Source organism: Pseudomonas sp. rhizo25 (assembly GCF_031931935.1).
Lineage (GTDB): Bacteria > Pseudomonadota > Gammaproteobacteria > Pseudomonadales > Pseudomonadaceae > Aquipseudomonas > Aquipseudomonas synxantha.
Map to the genome: position 1 here is coordinate 1 of NZ_JAUJXA010000036.1, position 1,982 is coordinate 1,982.

At 63.0% G+C, this 1,982-nt stretch carries 1 protein-coding gene; it reads right to left on the reverse strand.

All coding sequences use genetic code 11. The annotated features are described in order from the left end of the window. On the reverse strand, window positions 1–1,982 hold a 1,982-nt coding region (locus QZR30_RS27800), incomplete at both ends, for a condensation domain-containing protein (RefSeq protein WP_311904778.1).

Consider the following 1,982-nt stretch of genomic DNA (forward strand, 5'->3'; position numbering starts at 1 on the left):
CCGGTTGAGCTGGTCGTAGTTCAGCTGTTGCTCACCGAACACCAGCGCCGGTGCCTCGGGCGTGGCTGCCACCTGGGCCTCGATCAACTGCTGCACGCTGTGGTCGAGCGGGTACTGGATACCGGTGTTGTTCCACTCGCTGACGATCTGGTGTTGCTCGCCGCTATCCAGCATCGGCAGGTCTGCAACCCGCTGTTGTGGATCTTCAAGGAGGCTGCGCAACAGCTGTTGCCAATGCCGACCGAGGCGCTCGATGGTGGCGGCGTCGAACAGGTCGGTGGCGTAGGTCAGGCTCGCGCTCAGGCCTTCGGCCGACTCACTGGTGCTGAGGGTCAGGTCAAATTGCGAAGTACTGCCTTCCCAGTCCAACCCCTCGACCTGCAACGCCGAAGGCAGTGATTGGCCATCGGTGCTGCTGCGCTTGTCGGCACTCTGGTGATTGAACATCACCTGGAACAACGGGTTATGGCTGAGGCTGCGCTCCGGTTGCAATGCCTCCACCAGTTGTTCGAACGGCAAGTCCTGATGCGCCTGGGCATCCAGTGCATGTTGCTTGACCTGTTGCAGCAGCTCTTCGACGCGTAATTGCGCGCTGAACTCGGCTTTCATGATCTGCGTGTTGACGAAGAAGCCGATCAGCCCCTCGGTCTCGATGCGGTTGCGGTTGGCGATGGGTACGCCGACGCGGATATCGTGCTGGCCGCTGTAGCGGTGCAACAGAACCTGGAACGAAGCCAGCAACAGCATGAACGGCGTGACACCGAGGCGTGGGGCCATGTGCTGCACTGCGTCGCTCAGCCCAGGCGCCAGGGTGAGTGACAGGTGGGCGCCACGGTAGCTTTGTTCCGCCGGGCGCGGGCGATCCGTCGGCAACTCCAGTACGCTGTTTTCTCCGGCCAACTGGGCGGTCCAGTAGGCCAGTTGGCGCTCACGCTCGCCGGCGTCCATCCATTGGCGTTGCCATACGGCATAGTCGGCATACTGGATCGGCAAGGTCGGCAGTGGGGCAGGTTGCCCAGCCTGGGCCGCGCCGTACAGGGTGATCAGCTCTTCAACCATCAACTGCACTGACCAGCCATCGGAAACGATGTGGTGCTGGGTAAGTACCAGCACGTGGTCATCATCCGCCAGGCGCAGCAGCCTGACCCGCAGCAGCGGGCCGCGTTGCAGGTCGAACAGCTGTCTGGTTTCGTGTTCAACAAAAGTTTTGAGCGTGGCGTCGTCCGGCGCGCCGTGCAATGTCTCGACCACGAGGGCCAGCGGGGCCTTTGCGGCGATGACTTGCCGGGGGTGTTCGTTGTCCACTACAAAGGTGGTGCGCAGTGTTTCATGGCGGGCGATGAGTTGGTTGAAGGCTTGCTCCAGCGCCGCGACATTCAGCGCGCCCTTGAGACGCAAGGCAGCCGGCAGGTGGTAGGCGGCGCTGTGCGGGTCCAGTTGCCAGAGGAACCACTGGCGTTCCTGGGCGTAGGACAGGGGCAGCGCCTGATCGCGTGCGATGGGCGCCAGAGGCAGCTCATCCTGACGGGAGCGGCCGTGCAGGCCGGCGACGAAATCCCCAAGCACGCTGCGTTCGAACAGGCTGCGCAGGGCCACGTCAAGGTTCAGGGCCTGGCGCACCCTGGAGATGATCTGGGTCGCCAGCAACGAGTGGCCGCCGAGGGCAAAAAAGTCATCCGTGAGGCCCACCTGCTCAAGGCCGAGCACACTTTGCCAGATCCCCGCGACCTGGATTTCCAACGCCGTTCGCGGTGCCACATAGTGGTTTTGCTGTTGGCTGACATCCGGTTTTGGCAGGGCCTTGCGGTCCAGTTTGCCGTTGGGGCTCAGGGGCAGCACATCGAGGAACATCAGCAAGCCCGGCACCATATAGTCCGGCAACACCGCCGCCAAGGCGGCCTTGATCGACTGGCGCAACTCCGCTTGCGATAGCGCCGTGGCGTGAGGCACCACATAACCTACCAACTGCAAGCCACTGGCCA